This is a genomic window from Vibrio tarriae (genome assembly GCF_002216685.1).
In the GTDB taxonomy this organism is placed as follows: Bacteria; Pseudomonadota; Gammaproteobacteria; order Enterobacterales; family Vibrionaceae; genus Vibrio; species Vibrio tarriae.
In genome coordinates, this window is the sequence record NZ_CP022353.1 from 2,805,576 (window position 1) to 2,824,790 (window position 19,215).

Genomic DNA, 19,215 nt, shown 5'->3' on the forward strand with positions numbered 1-19,215 from the left:
TCTATTTCCCAATACAGAATGATGAAAAAATGCGGCCAAGCAGATCATCGGAGCTGAACTCGCCCGTAATTTCGTTAAGGTGTTGCTGGGCTATACGCAGCTCTTCGGCGAGAATTTCTCCAGCCATATAGCCTTCAAGTTGTTGCTGACCAATCGCTAAGTGCTCTGCGGCTCGCTCTAGGGCATCGAGATGACGGCGGCGTGCCATAAAGCCACCTTCCTGATTGCCTGAAAAACCCATGCACTCTTTGAGGTGCTGACGCAAGGCATCGACCCCTTGGCCTGTTTTGGCTGATAGGCGGATCAAGGTGGTTTGATTAACATGGCAGATCCCAAGTGGCTCACCGGTTTGATCGGCTTTATTACGGATCACAGTGATCCCAATATTCTCTGGTAGTCTGTCAACAAAATCAGGCCAGATGTCCTGTGGATCGGTGGCCTCTGTGGTGGTGCCATCGACCATAAACAGTACGCGATCGGCTTGGCGGATCTCTTCCCACGCGCGCTCAATACCAATTTTTTCTACCGCATCAGAAGCGTCTCGTAGTCCCGCGGTATCGATGATGTGCAGCGGCATCCCATCAATATGGATATGCTCACGCAGAACATCACGGGTGGTACCGGCAATGTCGGTGACGATGGCAGACTCTTTACCCGAAAGCGCATTGAGTAGGCTCGATTTACCCGCATTAGGACGCCCAGCAATCACCACCTTCATCCCTTCGCGCATAATGGCGCCTTGGTTAGCTTCACGGCGCACTGCGGCAAGATTATCGATGATGGTTTGCAGATCAGCGGAAACCTTACCATCGGCCAGAAAATCGATCTCTTCTTCTGGGAAATCAATCGCGGCTTCAACATAGATGCGCAGGTGAATCAGCGATTCCACCAAGGTATGGATGCGTTTAGAAAACTCGCCTTGCAGCGATTGCAGCGCGGATTTTGCGGCTTGCTCAGAGCTGGCATCAATCAGGTCTGCGATGGCTTCTGCTTGGGTTAAATCCATCTTGTCATTGAGGAAAGCGCGTTCTGAGAATTCACCAGGACGGGCTGGGCGCACCCCTTTAATCTGCAAAATACGTCGGATCAGCATATCCATGACGACCGGGCCACCGTGACCTTGCAGCTCAAGCACATCTTCACCGGTAAATGAATGAGGATTGGGGAAAAACAGCGCAATGCCTTGATCGAGCTGCTGGCCATCTTCATCGGTGAAAGGCAAGTATTCGGCATAGCGGGGTCTGAGCGTGCGTCCAGTGACTGTCTGCGCGACGTGGGCAGCCAGTGGGCCTGATACACGAATAATGCCGACACCACCACGGCCGGGTGCCGTAGCCTGCGCGACAATGGTATCTGTTGTCATAGTGTTACCTGAACAGGATTGAATTAGCGCCATTGTAATCAGCAGCCAACAAAAAGGCGACCTTTTGGCCGCCTCTTTATTACTCAATCAAACTTACTTGGAGTGTAAGCCTTTTTTCTCGAGCGCTTTGTAGATAAGCGTTTGCTGGATTAGCGTGACGATGTTCGACACCAACCAGTACAGAACCAGACCTGATGGGAACCACAGGAAGAAGAAAGTGAACATCACTGGCATGAAGGTCATGATCTTCTGCTGCATTGGATCGGTGATCGTGGTCGGGCTCATCTTCTGGATGACGAACATGCTCGCACCCATCAGCAGTGGCAAGATGTAGTAAGGATCTTGCGCGGATAAGTCATGAATCCAACCAAAGAATGGTGAGTGACGCAGCTCTACCGACTCCATCAGCGCCCAGTACAGCGCAATGAAAATAGGCATTTGCAGTACGATCGGTAAACAGCCCCCCAGTGGGTTTACTTTCTCTTTTTTATACAGCTCCATCATCTCTTGGCTCATGCGCTGGCGGTCATCACCAATCCGCTCACGCATAGCTTGCAGTTTAGGTTGCAGCATACGCATTTTTGCCATTGAGGTGTATTGTGCTTTGGTCAGTGGGTACATCGCGCCACGCACAATGAAGGTTAAGCAGATGATGGCCACCCCCCAGTTGCCAACAAAGGTCTGAATTACAGACAGCAACCAGTGTAGTGGTTTAGCAATAAACCACAACCAACCGTAATCGACCACAAGGTCAAGGTTAGGTGCGACTGCGGCCATTTGGTCTTGCAGTTTTGGGCCTACCCATAAGGTCGCTTCAAACTCTGCTTTATCACCGTTGGCAACGGTTTTGTTTGGTGTACGGATACCCATATCACCTAAATTATTGATAACCCGTGAGTAAAGCTGTACTTGTGGCTCATCACGTGGGATCCATGCTGAAGCGAAATAGTGCTGGATCATCGCGACCCAGTTCACCGTCACATCATTGGGTGCGCTCAGGTTGCGATCTTTCATGTCGTCGAAGCTGTACTTCTTGTAACGCACATCGCTGGTTGAGTACGCACCACCACGGTAAGTTGGCATAGCTAAGTTACCACCAGAATCGAGCAGATTTTGGCGCAGGTGAGCATACATACCTAACGTGGCTTCGCTACCTGAGTTGTTGGCTACATCAAACACCACATCCACCGCATAGCTACCACGCTTAAGAATGAAGGTTTTAGTGTAATCAATGCCGTTGGCTTGATAGGTCATAGGAATGCGCAGTTCATCTTGGCCTTCGGCCAGAGTGAAACTATCGGTATTCACTTGATAAGCTGGGCGGTTATTGCTGGTAACATCAATGCCTTGCGGGCCGACTAAACCACTTTGGGCAATAAACTGATGACCTTGGGTGTTTTGTAACAAGACAAAAGACTCAGTTGAATCGAGTTCTTCAGCATATTGATTCAGTTTTGCGCTGACGATATCGCCACCGAGCGTATCAATAGACAGAGTCAATACATCGCTAGTCACGGTGATGGTCTTGGCCTGCGCTGCTGCATTGGGTGCAGGCGTTGGATCTAACTCATCGGAAAATGAAGGAGCAGGAGCTGCGCCTGTGGATTGGGCCTGTTGTGTCGCTTGCGGTGCAGGGTTCTTTGCTACTTGCCATTGTTGGAACAGTAGGAAAGAAACCAGCGCCAGAGCGATTAACAAGATATTACGTTGAGAATCCATCGTTATTAATCTCTGTCTTGTTTTTGGGCTGGTGGAACGGGGTCAAAGCCCCCTTCGTTCAAAGGGTGGCATTTTAATAGACGTTTGGTGGATAACCAACATCCTTTTATAAAACCGTGAGCTCGCAGCGCTTCTATCGCATACGTGGAACAAGTTGGAGTGAATCGACAGCGTGGGCCGATGAGTGGACTAATGAACCACTGGTAAAGTTTTACAATACCAATGGCTAACCACGAGAAGGGCGAGAGAGGCGTTGCCATAGTTTGCCAAGCAAGTTAAACAGTTCTTCATTGCTCAAATCTTGCGCGCTCTTTTTGGCGATGACAACAAAATCTTTATCAGCTAACTGATTTTGATGTAAACGAAAGCTTTCCCGGCAGAGACGTTTGAAGCGATTACGACCGACGGCCGTTTTGATCTGCTTTTTAGGAACAGCAAGTCCCAAACGAGGATGAGAAAGATGGTTTGCGCGAGCGATGATTGTAAGATGAGGAGAACCAGCACTGTGAGCTTGCTGGAAGACTTTTTGATAATGTTCGGGAGTTAACAAACGTAACTCCCGATTGAATGCGTACGTACTCAAAATAATTCGAGATTATTTTGAAAGGCGCTTACGGCCTTTTGCACGACGTGCATTCAGAACTTTACGACCGTTCGCAGTCGCCATGCGAGCACGGAAACCGTGAGTACGCTTGCGCTTCAGAACTGAAGGTTGAAAAGTGCGTTTAGACATGATGTTACCTTTACTGATCAGTAGTTTTAGGTTCTTGGTTAACCCGGCGTGGGCATTAAGGTCTTCACTGAAGACGCCGACGCCTCTCAACAAAGAGGCGGAATTGTAATCACTGTCACAAAAGGTGTCAATGATTGGGTTTTCCCCAGTCTGAACTCACTCAATGAGTTGGCTCATTCTGGTTGCCGCTTTATTTCCGGTCGGCCGATTATACGGACAAACCGCAAAATCTCAAGGATCCTTAACGGATCCCGACTTGATTGAGGAATTTTCTTAAACGCGGATCCTGTGGATGGTCAAAGATATCCTGTGGAGAACCTTGTTCGACAATGTTTCCTTCGGCCATAAAGATCACTCGATCGGCGACTTCTTTGGCAAACTGCATCTCATGGGTGACCACCAACATGGTTTGATGTTGAGTCGCCAATTTTTTCATCAGAGCCAGCACTTCACCCACCCATTCAGGATCGAGGGCGGAGGTCGGTTCATCAAACAGCAGCAGTTCAGGTTGCAGCGCCATCGCGCGGCCAATCCCAACCCGTTGCTGCTGGCCGCCAGAGAGTGCTGCGGGATAGCTTTCACCTTTATCGCCAAGGCCGATATCATCGAGAATTTGCTGCGCTCGTTGGTGTGCTTGATCTTTTTTCCAGCCGCGTACCGTGATCAAGGCTTCTGCAATATTTTGCCGCGCGGTTAAATGAGCGAATAGCGCATAGTTTTGAAATACAAAGCCGGTTTTACGGCGCAGTGCTAGCACATCGGCTTTGGTATGTTTTTGGGTATCGACAGTGAGTTCATCAATACTGATGGTGCCTTGATCCGCTTGCTCAAGGAAGTTCACACAGCGCAGTAGAGTGGATTTACCGGTGCCACTGGAGCCAATGATGACCACAATTTCTCCGCGCTGGATTTCAAGATCAATACCCTTCAGCACCTTACTAGCGCCAAATTGTTTATGGATATTATGCAGTTTAATCATCGTGCGTACGCCTTATTGAGTTTCTGCTCTGCCCAAGATTGCAGGCGAGTGAGCACCAAAACGACCACCCAATAGATGAGGGCTACCGCCAAGAAGGCTTCGAAGAAACGGAAACTGGATGAGGCTTCCATCTGCGCTTTGGCCATGATCTCTGCCACGCCAAGGGTAAAGGCGAGGGAGGTGGACTTGATCATATCAATGAAGTAATTCATCAGTGAAGGCAGAGCGACCCTTGTCGCTTGCGGCAAAATGATCCGACGCATCGCCTGTGCAGTGGTCATGCCGACCGACAAGCTGGCTTCCATTTGGCTGCGATCAATACCGATGATCGCAGCGCGAATGCTTTCCGCCATGTAAGCGGCAAAATGCAGAGTTAAACCGATCACCGCGGCGCTGAACGCATCAAGTCCAACTAAGAGTGGGAAGACTTGCGGTAAGCCGTAGTAGAGCAAAAATAGCTGCACGAGTAGCGGTGTTCCGCGGAAAAAACTGATGTAGAGCTGGCTAAGGGGATCCAACACCGGCACTTTGAACACCCGAATATTGGCTAAAATCAGCGCCAGAATCAGCGCGAAAACCAGCCCCCAACTCGCCATTTCCAATGTAGTACCCAGATATTTGAGCAAGATTGGCAGCAGCTCAAGCATGTAGTGAAAGTCAAAACTCATCTACTTTCCTTCCTAAAATAATCAAAGGTGGGAAAGTCCCACCTTTATAGAGTCTAGCTTGGTGAAGCAGAATTATTGCGATATATCGGTACCAAACCATTTGATTGCGATCTGGCTTAATGTGCCGTCAGTGCGCATGGCGGCAAGGGCTTGATTGACTTCACCTTGCAGTTGCTGGCCTTTTTCGTTGTTCACAAATGGCCAAGCGTTTTCGATGGTCTCAAATGGTGAGCCTGCCAATTGTAGTGGTAGGCCGGTTTTTTCAATCAGCTCAAGTGCGGATAGACGATCCATAACAAACGCATCAGCACGGCCTAAAGCCACATCGTGCTCAATCCCAGTATCGTAGGTTTTGATGTTGATTTTGCCATCTTTATCACGGCTGCGTAGCAGTTGCTCAAAATTAGAACCTAGGTTGACGGCAACGGTTTTACCCGCCAGATCATCAATCCCTTTGATCGCATCATTACCTTTGCGCACCGTAATTTGCGCACCATCAATCACATACGGATCAGAGAACAGATATTTGGCTTTGCGTGCATCCGTAATGGTGATTTGGTTAGAAATGGTGTCGATACGACCTGTTTCAAGCAAACCAAACAGACCGGAGAAGTTTGCGGTCACAAACTCCACTTTATAATCGTTACGTTTGCCAATTTCATTCCACACATCCACTTCAAAGCCTTGTAGTTCATCTTGCTTAACGAAAGTGAAGGGGAAATAACGACCTGACATACCGACTTTCACCTCGGTAGCTGCTTGAACGGTGGCAGAAGAAAGGGCTAGGGCAGCCAGAGCGATGTTAAACCAGTGTTTCATTTTGTGACTCCTGTATCATTTATGTTTGTATACTACTGGTAATTAAATCATTAAAAGAAATAACCAGTAGTTATTAACAATAACTGATCAAAATCAAAAAGGTGGGGATAACTGCTAAAGATCTTTATATATGTGGATCTTTATGTGGGTAGCACGGGCAAAATGTGTGAAGATCTTAGCTATTGGTCGAAAAACAATGTGAATAACTTAGATCTTATTCACTGGATCGACGATCCAGCGCTGGCGATCTGAGTTATCAACAGGTAGAATTGCCCCTCTTTACCGATCGTTGATTTTTGAGTGAGGGAATCGTGTCATCTTCGCTATGGTTGCAATGTTTGCAACGGCTTCAGGAAGAGCTACCTGCCGCAGAATTCAGTATGTGGGTGCGTCCGCTTCAAGCGGAGCTCAATGACAATACTCTCACTTTATTCGCCCCGAACCGCTTTGTGTTGGATTGGGTACGCGATAAGTACCTCAACAACATCAATCGTCTGCTGATGGAATTCAGTGGCAATGATGTACCCAACTTGCGCTTTGAAGTGGGGAGTCGCCGTGTGGTAGCGCCAAAACCTGCCCCGGTGCGTACGGCTGCGGATGTCGCGGCTGAATCGTCGGCTCCGGCGCAATTGGCGCAGCGTAAACCTATCCATAAAACGTGGGATGATGACAGCGCAGCGGCCGATATTACTCACCGCTCAAATGTGAACCCGAAACACAAGTTCAACAACTTCGTGGAAGGTAAATCTAACCAGTTAGGTTTAGCCGCGGCTCGCCAAGTTTCCGATAACCCGGGCGCGGCGTATAACCCGCTCTTTTTGTATGGCGGCACTGGTCTAGGTAAAACGCACTTGCTGCATGCGGTAGGTAACGCGATTGTCGATAACAACCCGAACGCTAAAGTGGTGTACATGCACTCTGAGCGTTTCGTGCAAGACATGGTCAAAGCCTTGCAAAACAACGCGATTGAAGAGTTCAAGCGCTACTATCGCAGTGTGGATGCTCTGCTGATCGACGATATTCAATTCTTTGCCAACAAAGAGCGTTCGCAAGAAGAGTTCTTCCATACCTTTAACGCGCTGCTGGAAGGCAACCAACAAATTATTTTGACTTCTGACCGTTATCCTAAAGAGATCAATGGGGTGGAAGATCGTCTCAAATCGCGTTTTGGCTGGGGCTTAACCGTGGCGATCGAGCCGCCGGAATTGGAAACCCGCGTCGCGATCTTGATGAAAAAAGCCGAAGATCACCAGATTCATCTGCCGGATGAAGTGGCTTTCTTTATTGCGAAACGCCTGCGCTCTAACGTGCGTGAGTTGGAAGGCGCACTCAACCGCGTGATTGCCAACGCCAACTTTACCGGTCGCCCGATCACGATTGATTTTGTGCGCGAAGCGCTGCGTGATTTATTAGCCCTGCAAGAAAAGCTGGTCACGATTGATAACATTCAGAAAACTGTTGCCGAATACTACAAAATTAAAGTGGCGGATCTGCTCTCAAAACGCCGTTCGCGCTCAGTCGCTCGTCCTCGTCAATTGGCGATGGCACTGGCTAAAGAGCTGACCAACCACAGCTTGCCTGAAATTGGCGATGCGTTTGGCGGCCGTGACCACACGACTGTGTTACACGCCTGCCGTAAAATTGAGCAGTTGCGCGAAGAGAGTCACGATATCAAAGAAGATTATTCGAACCTGATTCGTACGCTTTCCTCTTAATTTGCGCTATGGTTAGCGCACTTGCGTATTTCGCTTTCACCCGTTTAAGAGAAGACTATGAAATTTACCATTGAACGTAGCCACTTGATTAAACCCTTGCAACAGGTGTCCGGCACTTTAGGTGGCCGCGCCAGCTTGCCGATCTTGGGCAATTTATTGCTTAAGGTGGAAGAGAATCAACTGTCGATGACCGCCACTGATTTGGAAGTGGAACTGATCAGCCGCGTGACGTTAGAAGGTGAATTTGAAGCAGGCAGCATTACTGTTCCTGCGCGTAAGTTTTTAGATATTTGCCGTGGTTTGCCCGATAGTGCCGTGATCACTGTGCTGCTTGAAGGCGATCGCATCCATGTGCGTTCTGGTCGTAGTCGTTTTTCCCTCGCCACCTTGCCTGCCAGTGATTTTCCGAACATTGAAGATTGGCAAAGTGAAGTGCAAGTTTCGCTCACTCAAGCGGAACTGCGTGGTCTGATTGAAAAAACCCAGTTTTCCATGGCCAACCAAGATGTACGCTACTACTTAAACGGCATGCTGTTTGAAATTGATGGCACCACCTTGCGTTCTGTGGCGACTGATGGTCACCGTATGGCGGTGGCGCAAGCTCAGTTGGGGGCGGATTTCGCGCAAAAGCAGATCATCGTACCGCGTAAAGGGGTACTTGAGCTGGTGAAACTGCTCGATGCGCCAGAGCAGCCTGTGGTGCTGCAAATCGGCCACTCTAACTTGCGTGCTGAAGTGAATCACTTCGTGTTTACTTCGAAGCTGGTTGATGGTCGTTTCCCTGATTATCGCCGCGTATTGCCGCAACATACCAGCAAAACACTACAAACGGGCTGCGAAGAGTTACGCCAGGCATTTTCGCGTGCCGCGATTCTGTCGAATGAAAAATTCCGTGGTGTGCGAGTTAATTTGGCTGACAACGAAATGCGCATTACTGCCAATAACCCAGAACAAGAAGAAGCGGAAGAGCTACTGGATGTGAGCTTTGAAGGCGAGCCGATTGAGATTGGCTTTAACGTCAGCTACATCTTGGATGTGCTTAACACCCTGCGCTGCGACAATGTGCGCGTTTCGATGTCGGATGCTAACGCCAGTGCCTTGGTGGAGAATGTCGATGATGACAGCGCCATGTACGTGGTCATGCCAATTCGTCTGTAAGGTATAACCGAGTTACCATGCCGCTTTCCCGGTTAATGATCCAACAGTTTCGTAATATTAAAGCCTGTGATATTCGCCTATCAGCAGGCTTTAACTTTCTTATCGGGCCGAATGGCAGCGGTAAAACCAGCGTGCTTGAAGCGATTTATCTGCTCGGCCATGGCCGTTCATTTAAAAGCTCGCTGACCGGACGGATCATTCAAAATGAGTGCTCAGAACTGTTTGTGCATGGCCGGATTTGTGAGCATTCTTTGAGCTCTGATCAATTTGAGCTACCCGTTGGCATTAATAAGCAGCGTGACGGCTCAACTGAGGTTAAAATAGGCGGCCAAACGGGGCAAAAGTTGGCGCAGTTAGCGCAGATTTTGCCACTGCAATTGATTCATCCGGAAGGCTTTGAACTGCTGACCGATGGACCTAAACAGCGTCGGGCTTTTATCGATTGGGGTGTGTTTCATACTGAGCCCGCTTTTTTCGATGCATGGGGGCGGTTTAAGCGGCTCAGCAAGCAGCGTAATGCACTGCTCAAAAGCGCGCAAAGCTATCGTGAACTCAGTTATTGGGATCAAGAACTAGCCCGTTTGGCTGAGCAGATTGACCAGTGGCGTGAAAGTTACGTCAATCAATTGAAAAATGTGGCAGAGCAGTTATGTCGCACATTTTTGCCAGAATTCGATATCGACTTAAAGTATTATCGAGGTTGGGAAAAAGATCAGCCTTATCAATCGATTCTGGAAAAAAACTTCGAACGGGATCAGCAGTTGGGCTATACCTTTAGCGGGCCTAACAAAGCGGATTTGCGGATTAAAGTGAACGCAACCCCGGTGGAAGATGTGTTGTCGCGGGGACAACTGAAGTTGATGGTGTGTGCGTTGCGCGTGGCGCAAGGGCAGCACCTGACCGAGTTGACGGGAAAGCAATGCATTTATCTTATCGATGATTTTGCTTCCGAATTGGATAGCCTACGTCGCCAACGTTTGGCAGATAGCCTAAAAGGGACGGGGGCGCAGGTTTTTGTAAGTTCTATTACCGAAAGCCAAGTGGCGGACATGTTGGATGAGTCCAGTAAAACATTTCATGTTGCCCACGGTGTAATAGAGCAAGGATAAACAGAGTGAGAGAGTAACTCATGTCGAACAATTACGATTCATCGAGTATTAAGGTACTGAAGGGTCTGGATGCGGTACGTAAGCGTCCGGGTATGTACATCGGCGACACTGATGATGGCACCGGTCTGCACCACATGGTTTTTGAGGTGGTGGATAACTCAATTGATGAAGCGTTGGCAGGTTACTGTAAAGACATCGTGGTCACCATCCACGAAGACAACTCAGTGTCAGTCAGCGATGACGGTCGTGGTATCCCGACCGAAATGCATCCTGAAGAGAAAGTGTCTGCGGCAGAAGTCATCATGACTGTACTGCACGCCGGCGGTAAATTTGACGACAACTCCTATAAAGTCTCCGGCGGTCTGCACGGGGTAGGTGTGTCGGTGGTTAACGCGCTCTCTGAAAAAGTGCTACTCACCATCTATCGCGGCGGCAAAGTCCACACCCAAACTTACCATCATGGTGTGCCACAAGCACCGTTGGCTGTAGTGGGTGATACTGAGCGTACCGGTACTACCGTACGTTTCTGGCCAAGCGCACAAACCTTTACCAATATCGAATTCCATTACGACATTTTGGCTAAACGCCTGCGTGAGCTGTCATTCCTGAACTCTGGCGTGTCGATCAAGCTGACCGATGAACGTGAAGAAGATAAAAAAGACCACTTCATGTATGAAGGGGGTATTCAAGCGTTTGTGACCCACTTGAACCGTAACAAAACGCCAATCCATGAGAAAGTCTTCCACTTTAACCAAGAGCGTGAAGATGGCATCAGCGTGGAAGTGGCAATGCAGTGGAACGATGGTTTCCAAGAAAACATCTACTGCTTTACCAACAACATCCCACAGCGTGATGGTGGTACCCACTTAGCCGGTTTCCGTGGTGCGTTGACCCGTACTTTGAACAACTACATGGACAAAGAAGGCTTCTCGAAGAAAGCCCAAGCGGCAACCTCGGGTGATGATGCGCGTGAAGGCTTAACGGCTGTGGTATCGGTGAAAGTGCCGGATCCTAAATTCTCAAGCCAAACCAAAGATAAGCTGGTTTCTTCGGAAGTAAAATCCGCGGTTGAGTCAGCCATGAATGAGAAGCTGGCGGATTTCCTAGCGGAAAACCCAAGCGAAGCGAAAAACGTTTGTTCGAAGATTATTGATGCGGCGCGTGCGCGTGAAGCAGCGCGTAAAGCTCGTGAAATGACTCGCCGTAAAGGTGCACTGGATCTTGCAGGCTTACCCGGCAAACTGGCGGACTGTCAGGAAAAAGACCCAGCATTGTCTGAACTCTACATAGTGGAGGGTGACTCTGCGGGCGGTTCAGCCAAACAAGGCCGTAACCGTAAGAATCAAGCGATTCTGCCGCTGAAAGGTAAAATCCTCAACGTAGAAAAAGCGCGTTTTGACAAGATGTTGTCTTCACAAGAAGTCGCGACCCTCATCACTGCATTAGGCTGTGGTATCGGCCGTGATGAGTACAACCCAGATAAACTGCGTTATCACAACATCATCATCATGACCGATGCGGACGTCGACGGCTCGCACATTCGTACTCTGCTGTTGACCTTCTTCTACCGCCAAATGCCGGAGTTGATTGAGCGTGGTTACATCTACATTGCTCAGCCACCACTTTACAAAGTGAAAAAAGGCAAACAAGAGCAGTACATCAAAGATGAAGAGGCGATGAACCAGTACCAAGTGGCACTGGCGATGGATGGCGCAGAGCTGCACGTGAACGCCGATGCTCCTGCATTGGCGGGTGAACCGCTGGAGAAGCTGGTTCAGCAATATAACGCCGCGATCAAGCTGGTTGAGCGCATGAGCCGTCGCTATCCTTACGCGATGCTGCATGAGCTGATTTACGTACCACGCATCAATGCTGAGCTGTGTGCCGATAAAGCCGCGGTTGAAGCTTGGACTCAGCGTTTAGTGGAACAGCTGAATGCGAAAGAAGTGGGCGCGAGCCAATACAGCGTTCTGGTTGAACATAATTCGGAGCTGAATGTGTATCTGCCAAAAATTCAGGTGCGTACTCACGGTGTGACCCATGAATACTTACTGAGCGCGGATCTGATTAACTCGAAAGAGTACGCTAAGTTAGCCGATCTGTCGGAAGCGCTGGACGGTTTGATTGAAGCGGGTGCGTTTATCAAACGTGGTGAACGTGTTCAGCCAATCAGTAGCTTTGCCGCTGCACTTGAGTGGTTAATCAAAGAATCGCGTCGCGGTCTGTCTATCCAGCGCTATAAAGGTCTGGGTGAGATGAACCCAGATCAGTTGTGGGAAACCACCATGGATCCAGACACTCGTCGTATGATGCAAGTGACCATCGAAGATGCGGTAGGCGCGGATGAGCTGTTCACGACGCTCATGGGTGATCAAGTTGAACCACGTCGTGCATTTATCGAAACCAACGCACTGAAAGTGGCCAACCTCGACGTATAAGGGATTGGTTGATTCATTGTGATAAAAAGCAGCGCTGTGGCGCTGCTTTTTTTATCTCTGCAATTTGTACTTTCCAAATGCTGGAGGTCTGCAACCTCGCGCAAGTACAAAAGACACAATAAAAATTTTGTGTCGAATATCCCAGGTTGTTGGGCTAAAGCACCAAAATCAGAGGTTAACTAAGACTTTTCTATCCTGAAAACGGCTTTATTAGACTTTCCTTTTTTCTCTAAATTTCATGAGGTTGCATTCGTTTTTTTAGTGTCTATAGTGGTCTGTGAACCCTATTGTTATCCCTCACTTTTTGACTGGAGGTCAGGATGGTCGCCTTTGTGAATTGAACCGGGAGTGTATTTCACTCCCGGGCATACTCATCGATTTGTCACTGTTGGTAATGGAATGAGCAAAGGAAGTATCATGCTGAACCGGTTATCTTTGAATATTCGGCGTTTTCTCGCCGGTTGGTGGCTACGTAGCCGCTTTTTGACCTATCAATCTCCGCTGTTGCTGCTCGAATTGTTCGAGAAGCTGGAGCATCCTCGCTCGCCCATTGAACGAGCGCCACAGCGCATTAAGCTTGGGGACACGGTGAGCCTTGTTGATGCTCAGCGTAAATTGTCATTCCAAGTCACCTTAGTCACGTCTGGAAATCAGGACGAAGTACACGGTGGCGTGACATGTGATTCCCTGCTTGGTGCCGCCCTACTTGGTCGCCGTCAGCATGAAGTGTTTACCTTGCCTATTTGGGGTCAACACCACTGCTTTGCCATTACTCACGTTCAGCACTCAATACAGGGTAAGCCAACCAAGCTCTGCCCATGCTTGTTATGTCAGTAATTAGGAGTTTGTCATGAGTAAACAAGAGATGAAAAAACCACAACTCAGCCTCAAAGAGAAGCGCAAGCTGAAGCAAGAAAAAGCGCAAGAGAGCTCAGTGATTAAGCCACGCAAAAGCAAAGGCCGTTAATTAAGGATAAAGTGCATTATCCAAATGACTAGCCCGACTCAATGTCGGGCTTTTTTCAAAATTTTTTTTGGGAAAAAACTTGAAATGGTTTTGAGCGACCTTATATCTAGAAGTGAAGAGGATGCCGCTAGGGCCTCTGAATGAGACTAACACCCTTGCTCAATTGAGGAGTGTGTTACCTAACTGAAATCACGCCGATTCAGGTCATAAGAATGGATCGGGCGACTTAACAAGTCATTGTTAAGACTATTGCTTAATCAAAGAGGATAGGAATATGAGAACTGTCGATTTTACTCCACTGTACCGCAACGCGATTGGCTTTGACCGTCTACTGAACATGATGGAAAACAGCGCGGCGAAAAACGCCCAAGGCGGATACCCTCCATACAATATCGAGCAAAAAGAAGACAACCAATATCGCATTACCATGGCGGTAGCGGGTTTTGGCGATGAAGAGATCGATATTACTCAACAAGAGAATACTTTGATTGTGCGCGGTGAGCGTAAACCTGAAGAGAGCAAAAACTACATCTATCAGGGCATTGCCGAGCGCGATTTTGAACGTAAATTCCAATTAGCGGATTACGTGAAAGTGACTGGCGCGACTATGGAACATGGTCTGCTGCACATTGATTTAGAGCGCGAAATTCCAGAAGCGATGCAGCCACGCAAAATTGCGATTAACGGCAAGCACCTACTGGAAAACAAATAACTCTGCGCAGCGTTTTAACGCACTGAACGCGAGATAAAACGAAGCCCGCGAATTTCGCGGGCTTTTTGCATTGCTTAGTTTAGGTGTTTAGGCGTTGGCTTGTTGATACGCTTTTTGTACTTCTTCGGCGATGATGGCAATGCCTTGTTCCATCGCTTGCTCATTCTGCACATAGTTCATACGCAAGCATTCATGGGCATGTGGCCATTCTTGCGGCTGGCCGATAAAGAAATATTCGCCCGGTACAATCAATACGCCACGCGCTTTCAAACGTTGGTAAAGCTCGATTGTGGTGATCGGCAGTTCATCAAACCACAGCCAGAGGAAGATCGCCCCTTCTGGTTTATGGATGCGAAAACGCGGATCAGTAATCGCACTTTGCAGCAGCTTTACCGCATGTTGCGCTTTTTGGCGATAAAACGGCTTGATCACCTGCTCGCTAAGTCTCAGCAGATCGCCTTTTTCTATCATGCGTTGCACCAACGCTGGCCCCATACTGCCGGGCGCTAAGCTGATGATGCCATTCATGTTGGTCAGCGCTTGAGTTACCGCTTCATTGGCGATCACAATGCCGCAGCGCAGACCGGGTAGACCCAGTTTGGACAGACTCATGCACAAGATGGTGTTGTCATTCCAAAACGGTTCAACGTCTTCAAAAATGATATTCGGGAAGGGTACGCCGTAAGCATTGTCGATGATTAACGGTATGCCGTTATCACGCGCCAGTTGGTCGAGTTTGTGGATTTCCTCTTCGGTTAACACGTTACCGGTTGGGTTGGTGGGGCGAGACACACAGATCGCAGCCACCGACTCATCAACTTTCAGCTCAGAAAAGTCCACATGGTATTTGAACAGTCCTTGATCGAGCAGCTCAATCTCCGGACGGTAGGAGACAAAAATATCGTCATCAATGCCTGCATCACCGTAGCCAATGTATTCTGGCGCGAGGGGCAGGAGGATTTTTTTGTGTGAACCATCGGGCTGTTTACCGGCAAACAAGTTAAACAGATAGAAAAAGCCACTCTGGCTGCCGTTGGTTAAAGTGATGTTCTTTTCGCTGATATTCCAGCCATACGTCTCACGCAGCAGTGTGGCGAGCGATTTTACAAACACATCTTTGCCCTGTGGACCATCGTAATTGGTCATGGCATTGAGCAGAGAACCATCGGCCAGCATTTCGGCGCTGGTCTTGTGGAAATAATCGAGCATGGCAGGAATGGCAGCAGGATTACCGCCACCAAGCATGATCGCGCCTGGAGTGCGCAGACCATCGTTTAAATCATCCATTAACTGGGTAATACCGGAGTAGCGATTAAACTTTTCGCCAAAAGAGGAATACTGCATTGCTCGACTACCTAATGATTGCTGTGTGTTTGCGAAACGATATACCGGTGGAATCTCCGCCGTTTAGAATAGTTCTTGAACATACCGCAATGTATTTGCGAGGCAAAGCAATATTTTTGTGTCCCCTTCCTACTTGAAGCTGCAGCGGTGTTGGCTGCGTTCGTTCACCCCAATCACATAGTTTATCTATGCTCATGGGGATGAACTCACTTGCCGCCTACCTGCAACTCCAAGTCGTTTGGGGAGCGCGAGCAAAAACAAAGCCCAACTCAAAAGAGCTGGGCTTAACGTTTGATTACTCAAAGCGGCGTAGGTTTGCTCGCCGCTTTGCGTGACTGGCCTACATGACGAAATTATCGTGCTGCAGATTATTTTTGCAGCAGCGAAATGTCGGCAATTTGTAGGAACAGGTTACGTAGCTTGTTGAGCAGCGTGAGACGGTTCTTCTTCAGTGCTTCATCGTCAGCCATCACCATCACGTTGTCGAAGAAGGCATCGACAGGCGCGCGCAGGCCAGCCAGTTTGCTCAGAGCTTCTTGGTAGTTGCCAGTTGCAAACGCAGGTTCTAACGCTTCTGCCATGATTTCGACGGCTTCGGCTAAGGCTTTTTCCGCATCTTCTTGCAGCAGAGCGAGATCGATTTCTTCACCCAATTCGCCATCGTACTTAGCCAGAATGTTACCTACACGCTTGTTGGCAGCGGCCAGTGCTTCGGCTTCTTCAAGAGCGCGGAAGTGCGATACCGCTTTCACACGCTGATCAAAGTCAGCGGGTTTGGTTGGGTTACGCGCCAGTACCGCTTGGATGATGTCGATGCTAAAGCCGGCATCTTGGTACCAGGTTGGGAAACGGCCAAGCATAAACTCGATCACTTCCTGCTCAACGTTGGCATTCGTCAGGCGGTCACCAAACAGGGATTTGGCTTTGGCAATCAAATCCACCAGATCCAATTGGTAGCCGTACTCAACCAGAATACGCAGCACACCCAGTGAAGCACGACGCAGAGCGAATGGGTCACTGCCTTTCGGCGCTTGGCCAATACCAAAGATACCGACGATAGTATCGAGTTTGTCAGCCATCGCGACCGCAGCAGAAACCCCACGGCTTGGCAGTTCATCACCCGCAAAACGTGGCATGTACTGCTCGTTCAGCGCAACAGCCACTTCTTCTGCTTCACCATCGTGACGCGCATAGTGCATACCCATCACGCCTTGGGTGTCGGTAAATTCAAACACCATCGAGGTCATGAGATCACATTTGGCCAGTAGGCCAGCGCGCTTGGATTTCTCTACGTCAGCACCGATCTGCTCTGCGATGTAGCCAGCCAGTTCAGTAATGCGGTCGGTTTTGTCTTTAATCGTGCCGAGTTGCTGTTGGAAAATCGCGTTTTCTAGCAGAGGTAAGCGATCCACCAATGGGCGCTTGCGGTCTGTATTAAAGAAGAATTCTGCATCCGCCAGACGTGGACGAACTACCTTCTCGTTACCTTCCACAATGTGGCGAGGCTCTTTCGATTCGATGTTCGAAACGAAGATGAAGTTAGGCAGCAGTTTTTTGCTTGCGTCATAGACTGGGAAGTATTTTTGGTCACCTTTCATGGTGTACACCAAAGCTTCTGCCGGAACTTTGAGGAATTTTTCTTCAAATTTCGCCGTCATCACCACTGGCCATTCCACCAGCGAGGTCACTTCTTCTACCAGCGCATCTTCCAGATCCGCGATACCGCCGAGCTCCTGAGCCGCTTGTTGTGAGCCTTCGATGATCATCGCTTTACGAGTCGCGTAGTCAGCGATGACTTTGCCGCGCTCTTCAAGAATCGCAGGGTACTGCTCAGCCGATTCGATGGTGAATTCCGCTTCACCCATAAAGCGGTGACCACGGAGGGTGCGTGCAGAAGCAACACCCAAAATTTCGCCTTGGATCAGTTCGCTACCAAACAGGATAGTCAGAGTTTTTACTGGACGGATAAATTGGGTTTCTTTATCGCCCCAACGCATTGGTTTCGCAATTGGCAGGTTAGCCAGCGCTTTGGCAGCCATGTCCACGACCACAGAAGCGGTTTGTTGGCCTTGCACTTGTTCTTTGAACAGCAGCCATTCGCCTTTGTCTGTGACGAGACGTTCTGCTTGCTCTACCGTGATGCCATTGCCACGCGCCCAGCCTTCAGCGGCTTTGGTTGGCTTGCCATCGGCATCAAACGCAACGTTGACGGCTGGGCCACGTTTTTCAACGACGCGATCCGGTTGGCTTTCTGCCAAATTGGCGACTTTCAGAGCCAAACGGCGTGGCGTGGCAAACCAAGTTACGCCTTCATGGGCGATGTCAGCTGTTGCCAGTTCTGCCGCAAAATTCGCTGCGAAGGCTTCAGCCAGCGTGCGCAGTTGCTTTGGTGGCAGCTCTTCTGTGCCTAGCTCAATTAAAAATTCTTTTGCCATGTGACGTCTTCCCCTTACTTCTGTTCTGACTTCTTACACATAGGGAAGCCCAGAGCTTCACGGGATGCGTAATAAGCTTCGGCGACCGATTTGGTTAGGTTGCGAATGCGCAGAATGTAGCGCTGACGCTCAGTCACTGAGATCGCTTTGCGTGCATCGAGCAAGTTGAAGGCGTGTGCCGCTTTCAAAATACGCTCGTAGGCTGGCAGAGGCAGTGGCTTTTCAAGCTCTAGCAGGTATTTACACTCTTTTTCGCACTGGTCGAAGTAAGTGAAGAGGAAATCCACATCCGCGTGTTCAAAGTTGTAAGTGGATTGCTCAACTTCGTTTTGGTGGAAGATGTCGCCGTAAGTCACTTTGCCGAGTGGACCATCGGTCCAGACCAGATCGTAAACGGAATCCACGCCCTGAATGTACATGGCTAGACGCTCAATACCGTAAGTGATTTCGCCGGTCACAGGCTTACACTCAAGACCACCCACTTGCTGGAAGTAAGTAAACTGAGTCACTTCCATGCCGTTTAGCCACACTTCCCAGCCAAGACCCCAAGCACCTAAGGTTGGGTTTTCCCAGTTGTCTTCCACAAAACGGATGTCATGCACACAAGGGTCAACGCCCAGTACGCGCAGTGAACCTAAGTACAGCTCTTGGATGTTGTCTGGTGATGGTTTAATGATCACCTGGAACTGGTAGTAGTGCTGCAGACGGTTTGGGTTTTCACCGTAGCGGCCGTCAGTAGGGCGGCGTGAGGGTTGAACGTACGCGGTTGCGATAGGTTCAGGACCTAATGCTCGTAAGCAAGTCATCGGGTGAGAAGTACCTGCACCCACTTCCATGTCGAGAGGTTGCACAATAGTACAGCCTTGTTGGGCCCAATAATCCTGCAGCGCGAGGATCATACCCTGAAAGGTTTTGATGTCGTATTTTTGCATAGTCAGGTTCGCGCGATTCTTCTGTCTGAATTGATAAAAAATAACACTGAAGTATACCCAGATATTCCCTGACAAAGTAGCGGAAATCTTGCTGAATTAATCGACAATAATTTCTTTTACGCTC

16 protein-coding genes and 1 pseudogene are annotated in these 19,215 nt (G+C 49.1%); 6 read left to right on the forward strand and 11 right to left on the reverse strand.

All coding sequences use genetic code 11. The annotated features are described in order from the left end of the window. Position 1: 1 nt before the first annotated feature. The 8 genes from mnmE to CEQ48_RS18700 all read right to left on the reverse strand — a co-directional run bounded on the left by mnmE (position 2) and on the right by CEQ48_RS18700 (position 6,281). Positions 2 to 1,363, reverse strand: a complete 1,362-nt coding sequence (gene mnmE, locus CEQ48_RS18665; RefSeq protein WP_089072229.1) for a tRNA uridine-5-carboxymethylaminomethyl(34) synthesis GTPase MnmE — start codon at positions 1,361 to 1,363, stop codon at positions 2 to 4. Between the two features lie 93 nt (positions 1,364 to 1,456). Beyond that, positions 1,457 to 3,082 carry a membrane protein insertase YidC gene (gene yidC / locus CEQ48_RS18670; protein ID WP_089072230.1) on the reverse strand — a complete coding sequence of 542 codons (1,626 nt, stop codon included), beginning with the start codon at positions 3,080 to 3,082 and terminating at the stop codon, positions 1,457 to 1,459. Between the two features lie 5 nt (positions 3,083 to 3,087). Beyond that, entirely contained in the window at positions 3,088 to 3,342 is a 255-nt protein-coding gene (yidD, locus tag CEQ48_RS18675; protein ID WP_089072231.1) for a membrane protein insertion efficiency factor YidD, read from the reverse strand. Next, on the reverse strand, positions 3,309 to 3,632 hold the full coding sequence (rnpA, locus tag CEQ48_RS18680; protein ID WP_232477872.1) for a ribonuclease P protein component: 324 nt from the start codon (positions 3,630 to 3,632) through the stop codon (positions 3,309 to 3,311). Before rnpA ends, yidD begins: the two co-directional genes overlap by 34 nt. A 45-nt stretch (positions 3,633 to 3,677) precedes the next feature. Then, entirely contained in the window at positions 3,678 to 3,815 is a 138-nt protein-coding gene (gene rpmH, locus CEQ48_RS18685) for a 50S ribosomal protein L34 (RefSeq protein ID WP_000044781.1), read from the reverse strand. A 241-nt stretch (positions 3,816 to 4,056) separates the two neighbouring features. After that, positions 4,057 to 4,794: an amino acid ABC transporter ATP-binding protein gene (locus CEQ48_RS18690; protein WP_089072233.1), complete on the reverse strand. Its 738-nt coding sequence runs from the start codon at positions 4,792 to 4,794 to the stop codon at positions 4,057 to 4,059. Next, complete coding sequence (locus CEQ48_RS18695; protein WP_089072234.1) at positions 4,791 to 5,462, reverse strand: amino acid ABC transporter permease; 672 nt, start codon at positions 5,460 to 5,462, stop codon at positions 4,791 to 4,793. Before CEQ48_RS18695 ends, CEQ48_RS18690 begins: the two co-directional genes overlap by 4 nt. Positions 5,463 to 5,534: 72 nt before the next feature. Further along, on the reverse strand, positions 5,535 to 6,281 hold the full coding sequence (locus CEQ48_RS18700) for an amino acid ABC transporter substrate-binding protein (protein WP_089072235.1): 747 nt from the start codon (positions 6,279 to 6,281) through the stop codon (positions 5,535 to 5,537). Between the two features lie 311 nt (positions 6,282 to 6,592). On the opposite strand from CEQ48_RS18700, the gene dnaA reads away from it, so the two are divergent. The 6 genes and pseudogenes from dnaA to CEQ48_RS18735 all read left to right on the forward strand — a co-directional run bounded on the left by dnaA (position 6,593) and on the right by CEQ48_RS18735 (position 14,380). Beyond that, entirely contained in the window at positions 6,593 to 7,996 is a 1,404-nt protein-coding gene (gene dnaA / locus CEQ48_RS18705) for a chromosomal replication initiator protein DnaA (protein WP_089072236.1), read from the forward strand. A 57-nt stretch (positions 7,997 to 8,053) separates the two neighbouring features. Next, positions 8,054 to 9,154, forward strand: a complete 1,101-nt coding sequence (gene dnaN, locus CEQ48_RS18710; RefSeq protein WP_089072237.1) for a DNA polymerase III subunit beta — start codon at positions 8,054 to 8,056, stop codon at positions 9,152 to 9,154. 17 nt (positions 9,155 to 9,171) lie between these two features. Next, positions 9,172 to 10,263: a DNA replication/repair protein RecF gene (recF, locus tag CEQ48_RS18715; protein WP_001884355.1), complete on the forward strand. Its 1,092-nt coding sequence runs from the start codon at positions 9,172 to 9,174 to the stop codon at positions 10,261 to 10,263. A gap of 20 nt (positions 10,264 to 10,283) precedes the next feature. Further along, positions 10,284 to 12,701, forward strand: a complete 2,418-nt coding sequence (gene gyrB / locus CEQ48_RS18720) for a DNA topoisomerase (ATP-hydrolyzing) subunit B (protein WP_089072238.1) — start codon at positions 10,284 to 10,286, stop codon at positions 12,699 to 12,701. Positions 12,702 to 13,118: 417 nt separating this feature from the next. After that, a pseudogene (locus CEQ48_RS18725) lies at positions 13,119 to 13,542 on the forward strand (GreA/GreB family elongation factor). Between the two features lie 400 nt (positions 13,543 to 13,942). Further along, positions 13,943 to 14,380: an Hsp20 family protein gene (locus CEQ48_RS18735; RefSeq protein ID WP_001261062.1), complete on the forward strand. Its 438-nt coding sequence runs from the start codon at positions 13,943 to 13,945 to the stop codon at positions 14,378 to 14,380. Between the two features lie 87 nt (positions 14,381 to 14,467). Here the strand turns inward: CEQ48_RS18735 and CEQ48_RS18740 are convergent, their stop codons facing one another. The 3 genes from CEQ48_RS18740 to glyQ form a co-directional block, all read right to left on the reverse strand. Beyond that, a complete protein-coding gene (locus CEQ48_RS18740; protein WP_089072239.1) occupies positions 14,468 to 15,724 on the reverse strand; it encodes a valine--pyruvate transaminase in 1,257 nt (418 codons plus the stop codon). A 368-nt stretch (positions 15,725 to 16,092) separates the two neighbouring features. After that, entirely contained in the window at positions 16,093 to 18,159 is a 2,067-nt protein-coding gene (gene glyS, locus CEQ48_RS18745; RefSeq protein WP_089072240.1) for a glycine--tRNA ligase subunit beta, read from the reverse strand. Between the two features lie 14 nt (positions 18,160 to 18,173). Next, entirely contained in the window at positions 18,174 to 19,091 is a 918-nt protein-coding gene (gene glyQ / locus CEQ48_RS18750) for a glycine--tRNA ligase subunit alpha (protein ID WP_001174901.1), read from the reverse strand. Positions 19,092 to 19,215: the final 124 nt, after the last annotated feature.